This window comes from Drancourtella sp. An12, from assembly GCF_002160935.1.
Classification (GTDB): domain Bacteria; phylum Bacillota; class Clostridia; order Lachnospirales; family Lachnospiraceae; genus Sellimonas; species Sellimonas catena.
Genome location: NZ_NFLO01000011.1, coordinates 42056 through 57653 on the forward strand (window position 1 = coordinate 42056; position 15598 = coordinate 57653).

Annotated in this window: 14 protein-coding genes, 1 riboswitch and 1 other annotated feature (1 of these 16 only partly in view); of the genes, 3 read left to right on the forward strand and 11 right to left on the reverse strand. The window is 44.3% G+C overall.

Annotated elements, in window-relative coordinates; genetic code table 11:
* Positions 1 to 126: a binding site (T-box leader), on the reverse strand; it reaches 136 nt to the left of the window's first position.
* A gap of 63 nt (positions 127 to 189) precedes the next feature.
* From B5E64_RS10660 to B5E64_RS10670, 3 genes are all read right to left on the reverse strand, one after another.
* Positions 190 to 984: a creatininase family protein gene (locus B5E64_RS10660; RefSeq protein ID WP_087168502.1), complete on the reverse strand. Its 795-nt coding sequence runs from the start codon at positions 982 to 984 to the stop codon at positions 190 to 192.
* Positions 974 to 1597: an ECF transporter S component gene (locus tag B5E64_RS10665; protein WP_087168503.1), complete on the reverse strand. Its 624-nt coding sequence runs from the start codon at positions 1595 to 1597 to the stop codon at positions 974 to 976. Before B5E64_RS10665 ends, B5E64_RS10660 begins: the two co-directional genes overlap by 11 nt.
* 91 nt (positions 1598 to 1688) lie before the next feature.
* Positions 1689 to 1807: riboswitch (FMN riboswitch) on the reverse strand.
* Positions 1808 to 1866: 59 nt separating this feature from the next.
* Complete coding sequence (locus tag B5E64_RS10670) at positions 1867 to 2685, reverse strand: MurR/RpiR family transcriptional regulator (RefSeq protein ID WP_087168504.1); 819 nt, start codon at positions 2683 to 2685, stop codon at positions 1867 to 1869.
* A gap of 154 nt (positions 2686 to 2839) precedes the next feature.
* Between B5E64_RS10670 and B5E64_RS10675 the strand changes: the two genes are divergently transcribed.
* The 3 genes from B5E64_RS10675 (at position 2840) to B5E64_RS10685 (ending at position 6833) form a co-directional block, all read left to right on the forward strand.
* The gene (locus B5E64_RS10675; RefSeq protein ID WP_087168505.1) at positions 2840 to 4627 is read left to right on the forward strand and encodes an aminopeptidase P family N-terminal domain-containing protein; all 1788 of its coding nucleotides are present in this window, start codon (positions 2840 to 2842) and stop codon (positions 4625 to 4627) included.
* Positions 4628 to 4719: 92 nt separating this feature from the next.
* A complete protein-coding gene (locus tag B5E64_RS10680) occupies positions 4720 to 5604 on the forward strand; it encodes a zinc dependent phospholipase C family protein (RefSeq protein WP_087168506.1) in 885 nt (294 codons plus the stop codon).
* Complete coding sequence (locus B5E64_RS10685; protein ID WP_087168507.1) at positions 5601 to 6833, forward strand: MFS transporter; 1233 nt, start codon at positions 5601 to 5603, stop codon at positions 6831 to 6833. Before B5E64_RS10680 ends, B5E64_RS10685 begins: the two co-directional genes overlap by 4 nt.
* Before the next feature lie 80 nt (positions 6834 to 6913).
* On the opposite strand, the gene B5E64_RS10690 is transcribed toward B5E64_RS10685, so the two are convergent.
* The 8 genes from B5E64_RS10690 to B5E64_RS10720 all read right to left on the reverse strand — a co-directional run bounded on the left by B5E64_RS10690 (position 6914) and on the right by B5E64_RS10720 (position 15586).
* Positions 6914 to 8533, reverse strand: coding sequence for a phosphotransferase (locus B5E64_RS10690; RefSeq protein ID WP_087168508.1), 1620 nt, complete (start codon positions 8531 to 8533; stop codon positions 6914 to 6916).
* 433 nt (positions 8534 to 8966) lie between these two features.
* Positions 8967 to 10220: an ATP-binding protein gene (locus B5E64_RS10695; protein ID WP_087168509.1), complete on the reverse strand. Its 1254-nt coding sequence runs from the start codon at positions 10218 to 10220 to the stop codon at positions 8967 to 8969.
* A 362-nt stretch (positions 10221 to 10582) separates the two neighbouring features.
* Positions 10583 to 11761 carry a UDP-N-acetylglucosamine 2-epimerase (non-hydrolyzing) gene (gene wecB, locus B5E64_RS10700; protein ID WP_087168510.1) on the reverse strand — a complete coding sequence of 393 codons (1179 nt, stop codon included), beginning with the start codon at positions 11759 to 11761 and terminating at the stop codon, positions 10583 to 10585.
* Positions 11762 to 11774: 13 nt separating this feature from the next.
* Positions 11775 to 12044: a hypothetical protein gene (locus B5E64_RS10705; RefSeq protein ID WP_087168511.1), complete on the reverse strand. Its 270-nt coding sequence runs from the start codon at positions 12042 to 12044 to the stop codon at positions 11775 to 11777.
* Between the two features lies 1 nt (position 12045).
* On the reverse strand, positions 12046 to 12219 hold the full coding sequence (locus B5E64_RS18050; RefSeq protein WP_158099232.1) for a hypothetical protein: 174 nt from the start codon (positions 12217 to 12219) through the stop codon (positions 12046 to 12048).
* Positions 12220 to 12322: 103 nt separating this feature from the next.
* A complete protein-coding gene (locus B5E64_RS10710; RefSeq protein WP_087168512.1) occupies positions 12323 to 13519 on the reverse strand; it encodes a capsular polysaccharide biosynthesis protein CapF in 1197 nt (398 codons plus the stop codon).
* Complete coding sequence (locus B5E64_RS10715; protein ID WP_087168513.1) at positions 13519 to 14565, reverse strand: polysaccharide biosynthesis protein; 1047 nt, start codon at positions 14563 to 14565, stop codon at positions 13519 to 13521. Before B5E64_RS10715 ends, B5E64_RS10710 begins: the two co-directional genes overlap by 1 nt.
* A gap of 10 nt (positions 14566 to 14575) precedes the next feature.
* Complete coding sequence (locus B5E64_RS10720; RefSeq protein ID WP_087168514.1) at positions 14576 to 15586, reverse strand: acyltransferase; 1011 nt, start codon at positions 15584 to 15586, stop codon at positions 14576 to 14578.
* Between the last annotated feature and the right edge of the window lie 12 nt (positions 15587 to 15598).

Consider the following 15598-nt stretch of genomic DNA (forward strand, 5'->3'; position numbering starts at 1 on the left):
GCCTACTTACTTTCGGTGTGAAGCTCCAAGATGTATTCACAACAAACTTTTCCTGCACCTCTCATCAACCGGTAACTTTCTGTCTGAACCTGATCTGCTGCTACTTCTTCTTTTCTTCGCCTGTTTTCCTATACGCTTATGTCAAATACTAACCGATTCCCGTGCGCTTGTCAAGCCTCTTTTTCGTGTTTACGCTTTCCATTTCCGTATTTCCATAAGCCCTGGAACCAGAACTTTCGCACTCGTCTCCAGAATAATCCGGCCTTTTTCGGCCGTAGCTCCGCCCGGATCGCCTCCGATACCGATCGGTTTCCCTTCCGCTGTCTTCCAGTCTTCTGAAACCCATCCGATTGTAACATTTCCTCCGGTCTTCAGCGTTTGATTGCCTACAAACGCACTTGGTATTCCCGCCTCGGAAGTCTCCAGCTTCACCAGTGTCTCGTCGACCGCCATCACCATGGATGTCTCCATTTCTCCTCCATGAAAATCGTAATGATTGCCTTCTGATATTGTTGCCTGTACATCCGGATGTCCAAATGCTCCCGATGACAGAATAAACGGCGACATTCCAAGTTCACTCCGAAGCTCACGGCTTAAGATCTGAATCACCGGCAAATTTCCTCCGTGACATACAAGAAATGCGATCTTCCGAAAACCATGGCGGTAAAGGCTCTCACTGATATCATAGAGCAGATGATAGTACGTATCCGGCTTTAAAGTAATGGATCCGCAGAAATTCTTGTGCTCTGTGCTCAGGCCAACCGGAATAACCGGAAACGCAAGAATCGGGAAGTCTGCTTCTCCGGCTTCCTCCAACGCTTTTCCGAGGTATTCCACCATTGCTTCCGCAATGATGTCATCTGTCCCAAGCGGCGCCTGATTTCCATGCTGCTCCAGTGCTCCCACCGGAATCAGGACGATCGTCTCCTCCTTATCCACCTGTTCCATTTCCAGACGCGTCAGTTCTCTGTACTTACGAATCATACCGTTCCCTCCATCCTTTGACAACTCCCACTTCTTTCAGCCTGTCATACAGAAGATATCCCACAATATAATTCAGCAAAAGCTTGATCAGATTGAACGGGATTGTCGCCAGTATGAGAAACAGCGGAAGATTTCGAATCAGAGGATTGACTGCTCCCACGGTGCGGACCACTTCATCCAGAGAAAGGCCCATCGCCGATGCATAAAGCGGAAGTGTAATGCACGCATTCAGGACACAGGAAAACGCAATCCGGACCGGAAGATTGATCCCAAGCGAAATCACTGCCGCCTTTCTCGTCTGTCCCATCTTTTTGAACACGATCCACAGCGGGAGCACAAACAGCAGCGTCCCTAGAAGATTGGCGAATTCACCGACAAACATTGTCGTTGTCCCAATCGTGATCAGCTTGATCAGAATTTTGATGACCTCCACACAGATTCCGGACACCGGCCCCAGCAGAAATGTTGCGATCACAGAAGGGACGTCGCTGAAATCCACCTTATAAAACGGCGGCATCAAAGGAATCGGAAATTCCAGCGACATCAGGATACCGGCAACAGCCGAAAGCATAGCCGTAATGATGAAGTAGTAGGTTTTGTTTTTTGTTCTCATATACTTTTCTCCTTTCGAATGATGTTACAAATTTCGTAAATCCTTCGAAAGAAAAAATCCCAGCACCAGGGGCACTGAGATTCTATGTTCACTGTTTCTTCTCCCATCCAGACTGTCACTGTCGGTTTTGGAATTTCACCAAATCAGCCACATACGTGGGTCACGGACTATACCGTCGGTAGGGAATTACACCCTGCCCCGAAGAATTTATTCATTTGCAGTATTATCGTAGCACACTTATATCCATTGTGCAATACATCTGATGCAATTTATGGATTTGTAAGTGCGCGGGCCGTATCCTGCAAAAACGCATCGATCCGCTCCTGATCCTGTTCGAGGCAGCAGGCATACAGCAGGTCCATCATAACCAGAATCGGAAACTGAGGAGAAATCGCATCTCCATACTCCAGATTGTCCAGTGCCGGGACGAGAATCACCTCGTCACAATACTCCATGAAATCCGGGTTGTTCCGCGCTGTCACAAGGACACATCCGGCTCCTCTCCGCTTCGCCTCCTGAAGCATATACTGAACCTCTTCCGTCTGCCCTTTCATGCTGAATCCGATGACCAGAGAGGTTTCATTTTGAAAGACCGCCCGCATCCGGATCATGTCCCGGTCCACGAGAGAATTGATATTCAGCCCGATCCGCATAAACCGAAGCTCGGTCTCTCTGGCGGCAATCCCGGAGCTTCCAACGCCGCAGACAAAAATTCTCTCCGCCTGAAACAGCATCCCGGCAATCTTTTTGAATTTCTTTTCATCAGCCAGATTATACGCCTTATTCAAAAGCTCCTGATAAGTATCCAGCACCCGTCTTGTATTATCTGCAAAGGGTCTGCTTTTCTTCTCCCGAAATGTATCCTCGTACTGATAGATAAACTCCCTGTATCCCCGGAATCCGCATTTTTTTGCAAACCGGGAGAGAGATGCCTCGGAAACATAAAGCCGTTCAGAAACCGCCTTTGCGGAAAAATCCCGCTTCTTTTTATTCTGGATAAAGAAATCCGCGATGGTCCGCTCCAAAGCTGTAAAATTCTCATAGTTGTACTCAATCACCGGTATGATCGACCTTGCGTAGTGCTCCATGTTCTTTTCCTTTCTTCTGTCTGTATTTTACATAACACTACCGAGAGTATAACACAGGTTTCACAAAAATAATACTAACTCTCCCATAGTTTTTGTGTTATAATGAGATTGTTTGAAAATGGCATGTTTGCCGGAAAAATAGGAGGTTTTTATTATGAACGTACCTGAAAGAATCGCAAAATTGCGTACTCTTATGGAAGAAAAGGGAATTGACATCTATGTTGTTCCGACAGCTGACTTCCATCAGAGCGAGTATGTTGGGGAACATTTTAAAGCGAGAAAATTTATTACCGGATTCTCCGGATCTGCAGGAACAGCTGTCATCACAAAAGAAGGCGCTTACCTCTGGACAGACGGAAGATATTTCATCCAGGCTGCAAAACAGCTGGAAGGCTCTACAGTTGAACTGATGAAAATGGGCGAGCCGGGTGTCCCGACTATCCATGAGTTCCTTGCTGATACATTACCGGAAAACGGCACACTCGGATTTGACGGACGTGTAGTTTCCATGGGTGAGGGACAGGATTACGAGTCCATCGCAACCGAGAAACACGGAAAAATCGTTTACGAATATGACCTCATCGACCAGATCTGGGAAGACCGCCCGGCACTTTCTGAGGAACCGGTTTTCGCACTGAATCTGAAATATACAGGTGAGACAGTTGCATCCAAGCTGTCCCGTATCCGTGAAGACATGAAAAATGCCGGAGCAACTGCTCATGTCCTCACAACACTGGATGATATCTGCTGGACACTCAACATCCGCGGAAATGACATCGAGTTCTTCCCGCTTGTGCTGTCCTACGCAGTGATCACCATGGATAAAGTAGACCTCTACATCAACGAGGCAAAATTAAGCAGCGAAATCAAGGCGGATCTGGAAAAAGACGGTGTTGTCTTCCATCCGTACAATGACATTTACGAAGACATCAAGAAAATCGGAACTGACGAAGTGCTTCTGATCGACCCGGCAAGACTGAACTACGCACTTTACAACAACATCCCGGAAGGTGTTGCAAAAGTCGAAGAGCGTAACCCGGAGATCCTCTTCAAGGCAATCAAAAACGAAGTAGAGATCGAAAACATCCGTCAGGCTCAGATCAAGGACAGCGTTGCACATGTGAAATTCATGAAATGGCTCAAGGAAAATGTGGGCAAGATGACGATCACAGAGATGAGCGCATCTGACAAACTGGACGAGTTCCGTGCAGAACAGGGCAACTTCATCCGCCCAAGCTTCGAGCCGATCAGCTCCTATGGTGAGCACGGTGCCATCGTACACTACACATCCTCACCGGAAACAGATGTTGAGCTGAAAGAAGGCGGACTGTTCCTGACTGATACCGGTGCCGGATTCTACGAAGGTTCCACAGACGTTACACGTACCTACGCCCTCGGAGAGATCCCGCAGATCATGAAAGATCACTTTACACTGGTCGCAATCAGTAACCTCTCCCTTGCAAACGCACGCTTCTTAAAAGGCTGCACCGGAATGACTCTGGACATGCTTGCAAGAAAGCCGTTCTGGGACAGAAACTTAAACTTCAATCACGGAACAGGACACGGCGTTGGATACCTTCTGAACATTCACGAAGGCCCGGCAGGATTCAGATGGCAGTTCCGCGCAGGTGAGATTCAGCCGTTTGAGAAAGGTATGATCATCACAGACGAACCTGGTATCTACATCGAAGGAAGCCACGGTATCCGTCTGGAGAACGAGCTTCTCATATGCGAAGGTGAGAAAAACGAATACGGACAGTTCATGTACTTTGAACCGATCACTTACATCCCGATGGACCTTGACGCCATCAATCCGGAAATCATGACAGCAGAAGAAAAGAAAATGCTCAATGATTACCACAAGACTGTTTATGAGAAAATTTCTCCATACCTTGACAATGAGGAGAAAGAATGGCTCAGAACATACACAAGAGAGATCTAAACCGAAAACTGATTTCAGATGCAGCGATACGGCTCCGGTGCCTTCAGGTGCCGGAGCTGTATCTGTTACTACCATGAACAGGAGATGATATTATGCCATCCATCTATGCACACTACACCTTCGGAGAAATGATGAAAAAAGCATTTCCGGCCGATATCCGCAAGCTGATTTCCCTCCATGAGGATCTGTTTGAAATCGGACTGCACGGCCCGGATCTGTTCTTTTATTACCATGCACTTCTCAAAAACCGTGTCAACCGGACCGGCTACCACATGCACGATGTAAGCGCTGCACCATTCTTCCGGCGCTCCAGAGATGTGATTTTATCCGCAGCCTCCATATCCGAGAAACATGCCCGGTTAGCCTACATTCTTGGCTTTCTCTGTCACTTCACACTGGACAGCGTCTGCCACAGCTATATTGAGAAAAAACTCACGGAAGATCCGGTTACCCACTCCGATATTGAAACCGAGTTTGACCGCTATCTTCTGTTGAAACAGAATAAACGCCCGCTTCACGCAAAGGTGACTTCACACCTCCACGCTTCAACGGCAGGAGCAAAAGCAATCCAGGCGTTTTTCCCGACACTGAGCGTCCGGCAGGTAGAGTCCTCCATTTCTTCCATGATCTGGTACAATGACCTGTTTACAACCTCTGACCGGCTCACACGCAGTCTCGTAACATTCTTTATGCACGCCACCTTTACCTACAAAAGCCTCGGCGGACTGCTGATGAAGGAAAAAGCCAATCCGCACTGCGCGGACAGCAACCTCAGGCTTCACAAACTGATGGAGGCATGCGTGCCGCTTGGCCTCTCACTTACGAAAAATTATGTTGCATTTTTCAATCACGGAGAACCGCTCTCGCCTTATTTCCGCCATACTTTCGGACCAAAACCAGGCTGGGAACATATCCCGGTCTTATCCTTAAAAGAAGAGCGCCGTTACAAACCTGACACGGAGGAACTTTCACAATGAAATGGAAGACAACATCACTGGAAAAGAAATGGATTTTTTACGACGTAGGAAACTCAGCTTTTACTCTCCTGGTTTCCACCATTATGCCGATTTATTTTAACTACCTTGCATCGAGCGCCAACGTCTCGGAAGTCGATTACCTCGCTTTCTGGGGATATGCCACTTCGGCTGCAACGATTATCACCGCCATCCTCGGACCGGTTCTCGGAACAGTCTCGGATTTCAGAGGATGGAAAAAGCGGCTTTTTCTCTTCTCTCTTCTGGTAGGGGCCTGCGGCTGCGTGGTGCTTGGGTTCTTAAGCTCCTGGATCTGGTTTCTGCTGATTTTTGTACTTGCAAAGGCAGCGTACTCTCTGAGCCTGATCTTCTATGATTCCATGCTCACCGACGTCACTACCGAAGAGCGGATGGACGAAGTCTCCTCCCGCGGCTACGCCTGGGGATATATCGGAAGCTGTGTTCCATTTTTAATCAGCCTGGCTCTGGTTCTCTTTTACGAAACACTGGGAATCTCGATGAACCTGGCCATGAGCATTGCATTTCTGCTCATCGCTGTCTGGTGGGTCTGCTTTGCGGTACCGCTTCTTCGAAGCTATAAACAGCTTCACTGTATCGAAAATCACGATCACGCGGTCTCCTCTGGACTTCGCCGGCTCGGCCATGTGTTTGGAGAATTGAAGAAAAACAAGAAGATTCTCTTCTTCCTGATTGCCTTTTTCTTCTACATCGACGGCGTGTACACCATCATTGACATGGCAACCGCCTACGGAACAGCTCTGGGTCTGGATACGACCGGACTGCTTCTGGCACTTCTTGTGACACAGATCGTTGCCTTCCCGGCCGCACTGATTTTCGGGCATCTGAGTGGCAAATACAAAAACGCAAGCCTGATCAAGATCTGTATCGCAGCATATTTTCTGATCGCCCTTTACGGCATCACTTTAAAAGAACAGTATCAGTTCTGGATTCTGGCTGTCTGCGTCGGAATCTTCCAGGGCGCCATCCAGTCACTCTCCCGGTCCTATTTTGCCCGGATCATTCCGGCTGAACGCTCCGGAGAATACTTTGGAATCTACGACATCTGCGGAAAGGGCGCATCCTTCCTCGGAACCACTCTGGTCTCCGCAATGAGCCAGCTCACAGGAAACATGAATCTTGGCGTCGGTTCTCTCGCCGTCATGTTCCTGATCGGATTTTTCTTCTTTCTTCGTACCGAAAAATTATCCTAAAACAAAAAAGGATCTCTTCCGGCACGCCTCATTTAAAGGCTGTCCAGAAAAGATCCTTTTTTATTTCTGTATGCTATTATTTATGCGTATTTCCGAACGATCTCCTGCATCTTATCAAAGCACTGCTCCATCTCGTCCACCAGGCGAAACTGCGTCCGCGCACGCACCAGATTGTGCTCCGGATACTCTGTCTTAAAGTAGGTATCTCCCTGAAGATAGTCTGTCAGGAAACGGATACCGCACTCCAGTGTCATCAGTCTGGCCCCCCACGGAAGGCTTTCGATCTCTTCCTTTGTAAGCACATCCTTTGTCTCCTCCAGATATCCCTTTACATAAAGCTCGTACAGGGAAATATCAAAATGGACCAGATCCAGGTTTTTCTCATCCTCTGCCGCTGTCGCCGCGCCGAACCGAATGGAATCACCAAAATCATTCGCTGCAAGGCCCGGCATGATCGTATCCAGATCGATAATGCACAGTCCTTTTCCAGTCCTGGAATCAAAAAGAATATTATTTAACTTCGTATCATTGTGAGTCACACGAAGCGGAAGCGTTCCGTCATCCTGCTGTTTCACAAGCACTGCACAGTCATCCTTGCGTTTCAGGACGAAATCAATCTCCGGACGGCAGCTGCCTTCCCGGTTTTTCAGATCCCGTTTCAGGGCAACCTCAAACGCTTCAAATCTCTTAACCGTATTGTGGAAGTCCGGAATCGTCTCATGCAGTCTGGATGCCGGATAATCGCCAAGCTGTTTCAGGAAATGGCCAAAACTGCTGCCGGACTGATAGAACTGCTCCGGCTTCTCCACCAGCTGGTAGCACTCAGAATCCGGGATAAAGTTGTAGCATCTCCACGGCTCCCCTTCACTGTCCTCAAAATAGTTTGCTCCACTCTTTGTCTTGATATAGGCAAGGGTCTCTCGATCCGGATCTCCGCCTTCCTCACGGATCACATTTCTCAGATATTCGGTTACGCCGAAAATATTCTCCATGACACCAGCCGGATCCTTAAATACATTGCTGTTAACTCTCTGAAGAACATAGGAAAGCTCATCTCCATTTTCCCCCGGCGTGTAAACCGCATATGTCTCGTTGATATGGCCTGCACCAAACGGCTTCACATAGCTGCATCTCGGTCCAAAACCAAACGCATAGATCGCATCCTCCAGATCACGATTGTCCACACCGTCAATCTTCCGGTGGGTAGAGAAGATCACATCTCCAGCCTCTACCTTCTGTTTGATTCCGATATTACAGTTTGCCTTTACCACACTGTTCAGGCTGATATGAGCACCCTTTGCCACATGGGAATCATGATCGACTACCGCACCACTGTTGATCAGAACTCCGTGTTCGATAACCGTATGCGTATTAATCACTGCCTTCTGCATGACAAATGTACCATTTCCAATGACAGCGCTCTGGCTTACAAAGGCTGTCGGATGAATGATCGCCGGCACCTTGTATCCTGCTTCCATCAGCTTTTCCGTCCAGAAAAGCCGCATATTATTGTCACCAAGAGCTGCTACCGCTGTGTCATACTTTTCAAGAAAACTCTTATAATCGCAGCACTTTCCGACAACGTCCTTGTCCTTTACCGCATCATCCAAAAATACAACGTCTTCATAGCCTAAAAGCCATGCTGTCTCCTGAATCATGTGCCCGAATCCGCCGGCACCTAAAATCAATAAACTCTTCATTGCATTTCTCTGTAAGAGATATTCTATTCTCTTATCTTCCCTTTCTCCATATTTTACTCATATCCTCTGCCACCGGGCTAACTCCCTTTCCCGGCTCCTTCGGCGGCAAAAGGCCAGGGCCTTCATCTGGCACCCCGGCCTTAAGTATATCTATTATATCAGATTTCCAGTAAAAAGTCTTATTTTGCCAAAAATTTCTTTACGACTTTTTCCAAAATCTTTGCAATTTTATTACAAGGTTCTTTACAAATCAAAGAAGTTTTTCCGGTATTACTCCCAGATTTTCAAAAAATACTGCCATGTTGGAATACCGTTTGAGTGAATTCCCGTTTTCCATAATAAACTTCCACCAGAAGCAGAATGATCTTCTTAGTCATGCACTCCCACCTTTCCTGCCCGGCGCATGGCCATTTCTATCTCATAAATATTTGTCCTATTCCTCACCATCTTTCCCTGCTTTTTGGAAAAATACGTGATTCAGCATAGGAATTGCTCCATATTTACCAGACACATAACCCTTGGCAAGATTTTCTGATTTCCGTACATCCTTGATCTCTACGAGGGAATATAAATCTGTCGCCCGATCTTTGTTCAATTGTGTAAACCAGACCTGATCTCTGCGAAACAGTTCCCTGTTCAACAGACTCGTATCATGAGTTGAAAAAATCAACTGAGCAAATATATCTTTTTTATAGTTCCGAAACAGCTGCACAATTTTATAGATAACAGCCTCATGCAGACTCGCTTCCAGCTCATCACAAATCAATACTTTACCCGTATTCAATATGTCAATCATCGGGCAAATAATTTCAAAAAGCCGCTTGATTCCGGATGATTCCTCACTTAATAAATCTATCTCGAATTTATCATATACGACTTTCGCTTCTATACGGTTCCCCTCCTGTTCTGGAATCAGTCCCATCAAATTATCAGGAAGTTGTAAATCCCTCTTTAAGTCAGCAAATTTTACCTTTTCTACCTTTAACTTCACATCCTGGATTCCAGTATCCAAAGCATTCAGCAACTGCAGAAATTCTTTTTTGATAGAAGGATTATCCTGCATAAGACGAATCGAATATTCCGTCCAGTTATTCATGGCAGGGTTGTAAACAACAATGTCTGTAGTAAAAAAGAGAAATGCTTCTTCCAATTCTCTCACATTACTATAATTGGCAGCACACGAAAGAAATAAACGGTTTTCTTTTAACACATCTCTAATACTGACATCAAAGGATGATTTATAGCGGTTTCCCGGCTGAATGTTCATTCTGTCCCGCTCAAATATTTTTACCTGTCTGCCATTTGGAAAATAATACAAATATTCTTCAGTAATGGCTCCTCCCTCTATGCTGAAACCATACGCATACCTGACATTTTTACGTATAAACTGAATGTCAAACGTGCTTGGATTCTCTTTTTCAGATAATTTATGTTCAGCCTGAGGGATCTTCTGCCCCGGCTGATATGAGATACTGGTCTGAACCAGATTGCACATAAACAGCAGGGCGTTGATAAAATTACTTTTGCCAGATCCATTTGCTCCATATATGACAGCCGATCGTAAAACCCGAAAATTGTTATAAACTTTCAAAAGCTCTTCTGATGTGTCGTCTTTTCCCGCGATCATAGAAAATCTGATCTCTTCTTTAATAGACTTAAAGTTTGAACATCTGAATTCTAATAACATTGCGCCACCTCCTTTATATCCTTATGATACCCCTTTTTCTTTGTTTTTGTCAACGAATTTGCATTTTTTATGCAAATCAAGCATTTTAAATATTTCATTTTAAGTTTTATTTTCTCCATAAGGATTCCATTTATTCAGGTGATGCAACTAATATGAATATTCTAAAATAATTTCCTGCATACTCTCCCTGACAAATGTCTCTGCCGTATTCTGTTTGTAAATAAGTTGAATCGTTCGGCGAACACCGTTGAAACTCGAAAGGCAGACTGCCTTTCGGATAATGATAAAGTAACATAAAGAATCGGCAGAGCCAAGATGCCGGGAAGTGAAAATTTTCTAAAGTCTGCTGGATGGTCTGGAGGTTAGAATTTTCTCCAGACCATTTTGTTTACAACACCGGTATAGCTTTGAATGATCTTGACTACTTTGGTGCTGACATTTTCTTCGATGTAATCCGGAACCGGAATTCCATAATCCCCGTTCTGGTTCATTTCAACTGCTGTGTCCACAGCCTGAAGGAGAGAATTCTCATCAATACCAGCCAGAATAAAGCACGCCTTATCAAGAGCCTCCGGACGTTCTGTAGATGTACGGATGCAGACTGCCGGGAACGGATTTCCAATGGAGGTAAAGAAAGAACTCTCCTCCGGCAGAGTTCCGGAATCTGATACAACCGCAAATGCATTCATCTGAAGGTGGTTATAATCGTGGAATCCAAGCGGCTCATGCTGTACTACCCGCGGATCCAGTTCAAATCCTGATTCTTCCAGACGCTTTCTGGAGCGCGGATGACAGGAATACAGAATCGGCATGTCGTACTTTTCTGCAAGTTTGTTAATTGCTGTAAATAATGAACGGAAGTTTTTCTCCGTATCGATATTTTCCTCTCTGTGGGCGGAAAGCAGCATATATTTGCCCGGTTCCAGTCCAAGCCGGTCCAGAATGTCTGAGTTCTGAATTGCTTCCAGATTCTGATGCAGTACCTCTGCCATCGGGCTTCCCGTTACATAAACACGCTCTTTTGGCAGTCCGCATTCATGCAGATATTTTCTTGCATGCTCACTGTAGGCCAGATTTACATCGGAAATAATATCCACGATCCGGCGGTTTGTCTCTTCCGGCAGACACTCGTCCTTGCAGCGGTTTCCTGCTTCCATATGGAAAATCGGGATATGCAGCCGTTTCGCCGCAATCGCAGACAGACAGGAATTGGTATCTCCAAGGATCAGAAGCGCATCCGGCTTGATCTGGTTCATCAGCTTGTAGGAGCAGTTGATGATATTTCCAACTGTCGCTCCCAGATCATCCCCCACTGCGTCCATATAAACTTCCGGGTCATCCAGTTTCAGATCACGGAAAAAGACGCCGTTCAGGTTGTAATCATAGTTCTGTCCCGTATGGGCCAGAATACAGTCAAAATAGCTCCTGCACTTGTTGATCACCGCGCCAAGCCTGATAATCTCCGGGCGGGTTCCAACGATAATTAATAATTTTAATTTTCCATTTTCTTTAAAATGAATATCTAAATAATCTGTTCTCATATTTTCTCCTATTCTACATCAATCGCATAATACATGGGAATACAGCCTTCTTCCGCCTTATCCCATATTCAGTCTGTTCAATGTAGCCAACACCTAAATTATAGTATCCAACAAATTTTTTATTATCATCTGTTAAAAGTACATAAGTTTTTCCAAAATTATTATCTAATGAAATGGAATCTTTTAAGAATTGATCGAGATATTCATTACCTGAATGGAAAGATGATGCCAGCTTCTGATAGCTGGCATCGTAAAGAACAACATTGATCTGATTATATGCCATACTACTCCTTTGTAATAATTGCTTCCGGCCTCTGAGTCAAAGGATTAACACCAAAAGAGATTTTATGAGTCTTAAAATACTCTCTTCTCGCTTTTGCCTCTTTTGACAATGGCTTTCTGACAGTTAAATCCTTTGATGTAACAAAAGGCTGGTCTGAAATGCGAGCATAATTCATGATAATCCTCCTTTCTGTTTTTCCAAGTATAACACCCGTAAAACAGATTGTAAAGATTCCAGATGCTGTTCTTTTTTATTCTTTCCGAGTGATAATGATTTTATTATACCGTCTCGCCAAAGGTGTCCGGATGCTTGGGATCAAACGGCTCATTTGCCCACATGACCGTCACCAGATTCTCTGTTTCTGACAGGTTGATGATATTGTGGGTATACCCTGGAATCATATCCACTACCGTAATATCATCGCCGTTTACTTCATAATTGACAACCGGATACGGATTTCCATTTTCATCTTCACCGATCTTGCGGAGCTGAATCAAGCCTTTTCCCGATACCACTACGAATTTTTCATTCTTTGTATGATGCCAGTGCTGCCCCTTCGTAATCCCCGGCTTGCTGATGTTGACAGACACCTGTCCACGGTCTGCGGTCCGCAGGATCTCTGTAAAACTTCCTCTGTCATCCTTGTTCATCTTTAACTTATAAGAAAATCCATCTGCCGGCAGATAGGAAAGATAGTTTGCATACAGGCGTTTTGTAAACCCATCGCTCATATCCGGAACAGACAGATCGTTTCTGCTTTCCTTGAACTGATATAACAGATCCACAATTTCTCCCAGTGTAACATGGAAAGTCACCGGACAGATGCAGAATCCCTGCTCATCCCGATGCTCTTCCCCATTCAGTGCCAGAATCATTTCTTCAATCAGATCATCAATGTACAAAAGCTCCAGTTCCGTGCTTCTGTCATTGACAGTAATCGGAAGACCATTGGCAATGTTGTTGCTGAATGTCGCCACTGCCGAATTATAATTCGGACGGCACCACTTTCCGAACAGGTTCGGGAAACGGTAAATCAGCACTTTCGCGCCCGTCTCCCCGCTGTATTTCTGAAACAGTTCTTCCCCTGCCAGTTTACTCTTTCCATACTCGCTTCCCGCAAAACGTCCGGTGAGACTTGCCTGAATACTGCTGGAAAGCATGACTGGCGCTTTATTTCCATACTTCTTTAATGTGTCCAGAAGTGTGGAAGCAAATCCAAAATTTCCTTTCATGAAGTCTTCCTGATTTTTCGGACGGTTGACTCCTGCAAGGTTAAAGACGAAATCCGCATCTTTACAGTATGCATCCAGTTCTTCCAATGTAGAATCGATATCGTACTCATAGATAGTCAGATCTTCCGGATGTTCCAGTCCTTTGATCGGATGTACCCGGTCTTTTCCATCACGAATGTTTTTCAGAGAAGCAACCAGATTTTTTCCTACAAATCCCTTTGCTCCGGTAACTAAAATCTTCATTACTGATTCTCCCATTCTTTTAATTCATTTTGAATATAAGAAAGTGAAAGCAGTTTTTCTTTGACCGCTTCCACTCCTAAAAGTTCTGTATTATTGGAATTGAATTCTGTTAATGGATTTCTCTCAACATCTCCGTCTTTAAAATATTTATCGTAATTCAGATCACGCTTATCCGCCGGAACCCGGTAGAAATTACCCATGTCGATGGCATGTCCACACTCTTCATTCGTCAGCAGTGTTTCATACATCTTCTCACCATGACGGATACCAATGACTTTCAGCTCATTCTTCGCATGGAACAGTTCCTGAACTGCCTTTGCAAGCACTTCGATCGTGCAGGCCGGAGCTTTCTGCACCATGATATCTCCACTCTCCGCATTCTGGAAAGCAAATACAACAAGTTCTACTGCTTCTTCCAGACTCATGATAAATCTGGTCATGGTCGGCTCTGTCAATGTCAGGTCCTTTCCTTCTTTGATCTGGCTGATAAACAGCGGAATCACGGAGCCTCTGGAACACATAACATTTCCATATCTGGTACAGCAGATGGATGTCTTAGCCGGATCAACAGTTCTGGATTTGGCTACAATTACTTTTTCCATCATTGCTTTACTTGTACCCATCGCATTTACCGGGTAAGCTGCCTTATCGGTAGAAAGACAGATGACCTTTTTCACACCCTCTTCGATCGCTGCGGTCAGAACATTCTCTGTACCAAGGACATTCGTCTTCACTGCTTCGATCGGGAAGAACTCACAGGACGGAACCTGCTTTAATGCTGCCGCGTGGAAAATGTAGTCTACTCCATGCATCGCATTTCTCACAGAATTGATATCCCGGACATCGCCTATGTAGAATTTCAGCTTATCGCTGTATTCCGGGAACTCCCTCTGATAGAAATGTCTCATGTTGTCCTGTTTTAATTCATCTCTTGAAAAAATGCGGATCTCTTTAATATCCGTCATTAAAAAACGGTCCAGAACTGCGTTTCCAAACGAGCCTGTACCGCCTGTGATTAAAAGTGTTTTGTTGTTGAATTGTGTCATGATTCGTCTCCTATTTCCCTTTTTGCTTTATAGTTAATTTTCTCAACTCTTTTTTTAGTTTTTGTATACTGTACGCTAATATACATCCTGAAATCACAACCATAATCCATAGTATCACTTCATTAATATCTCCTATTAATTTTTTATACGCATTAATGAAGCCATATTGTGAACAATATATAATTAAACTAGCGCTTTTCAAAAAATTAGTCATCTGGTTCTCTTTTATAACAGAAATATTTAAAACTATTCCTAGCAACGTTCCAATTACTAAAGGCAATGAAAAATACATACTGCAGTCTTCCCCTTTTGGAACATGAAGTATTACGCAAGTAACTTCTACAACAAATATAATATATGTTATTATAAAAGTAAGACTCCATTTACTTATTATCTGTTTCTTATATGCGATATTGATCCAAGCTCCAACAGATAAAAAAATTGGTGTAAAAAACACACCATTTCTACTTGTCAAAAAGAAATCATAAAAGAACTCAAAAGAGTCTAAACCAGTAATAGTCCGGTAACCATTCAAGAGAGTACCCAAAATATAAAATAAACTTGCCCCTATTGTATATTGGGGTAGATGCGAAACTCCATATAAAACGAATGGAATCAGACCTATTATTAAAGCAACCAGATACCACATATATGCAGGAGCCAGAAAAACCAGTTCTCTCACATATGCTAAAATACCAACTAACACGTTACTGCCATGATTAATATAAGCAACATGAAAAGTAATAGGCAAATAAATTAAAGTCCATATTAAAAATATGCGAAGTAATTTTATTTCCTGTCTTTTTAAATACTCTAGCGGAGATCCATCTTTTACTTTCTGATATGCAAAAAACCCTGAGACCGCAAAAAAGAACGGAACCCCTATTCGTCCAACATATTGTCCAATTAAATATACTATGCTTTCCTGATCATTCCCAGATATATGCAAACATACAATCAAAATAGCAAACACAAATTCTAGTACATCTATTTGTGCATATCTATTAGCTTTTTGATTCATCTTAAACTTTTC